The 1101-nt window shown below is 68.4% G+C and carries 1 pseudogene; it reads right to left on the bottom strand.

Annotation, left to right across the window (positions count from 1 at the left end):
- Window positions 1-279: 279 nt before the first annotated feature.
- A pseudogene (locus ABZ924_RS38795) lies at window positions 280-767 on the bottom strand (NUDIX hydrolase).
- Window positions 768-1101: the final 334 nt, after the last annotated feature.

Here is a 1101-nt window from a genome sequence, read left to right as displayed (position 1 = left end):
AAGGTCAAGGGGACGGCCGCGTCACAGACGTGCGACCAGGCTCCGCCTCACAGCACCGGGCATCCGGGCCGACATCCCTCCAATCCCCCGCCGGGGCCCGTCCACCCGCACGAAGGGACGACCACACCGCCCTGCAGAGCACCCAGGCACCCCAGATCGCTACGCGCTTCTCATTTCTCGGTGTCCGGCGGCCGTCCGGGGCCGATACCGCACCAAATGACGAACCGAGAGTCATTCGGAGTCGATGGGCGCAGCAGATCGCTACGCGCTCCTCATTTCTCAGCGTCCGACGGCCGTCCGGGGATGCTCTGTCAGCAGTTGGCGCCCGTCGTGGCTGCGGACGTGGGGGCCGTTGCCGTCGAGGGCGTCCAGGAGGCGGATGGCGTACACGTGCGACATCCGCTCGGCCACCTCTTCGGGGGTGAGCCACTGGACTGCTGTTGTTTCGCCTGAGAGGCGCTCCGTTCCGCCGGAAGCCTTGCAGCGGAAGACCAGGGCGACCACACCAGCTGTGATGTTCTTGTAGACCCGGTGAGGTGGTCCACTTCGACGTGGATGCCGGTTTCCTCCAGCACCTCCCGGCGCACCCCGTCCTCCGGGGTTTCCGTCAGCTCCAGTACTCCGCCGGGCAGCTCCCAGGTTCCGTTGTCGGCTCGACGGATGGCCAGCAGCCGACCGTCATCCCGCACTACAGCCCCGGCAACCGACACGGAGTGGCGCGGCGTTGACCTGTTCGGCAGGGCGCCGTTACTCATGTACATGAGCATAGGAAGCCAAGGACCATCCGGGGTGCATCCGGCCGTGAGTTCACCACCGCCGTCGAGAACGTGCAGCCCGCGTACGACCAGCCCCAGACGGCCGTCGGACGCCGAGATATGGGGAGCGCGTAGCGATCTGCTGCGCCTGCCGCCCCCGAATGCCTCTCTGTTCGTCATTCGGTGCGGGTATCAGCCCCGGGCGGCCGCCGGACGCCGAGAAATGAGAAGCGCGTAGCGATCTGGTGCGTCCCCGGCGCCTGCCCGGCTGGACGTTGGGCCGGATGCCCGGCGGGGCGGGGCCCGACCCGCCGGGCATCTGTGACGCGGCCGCTCCTGTGGCTTA

Origin of the sequence: Streptomyces sp. NPDC046876 (assembly GCF_040645035.1) — a bacterium.
Classification (GTDB): Bacteria; Actinomycetota; Actinomycetes; order Streptomycetales; family Streptomycetaceae; genus Streptomyces.
Note: the sequence above shows the minus strand (reverse complement) of the source record. Positions and strands in the feature narration are given on the sequence as shown.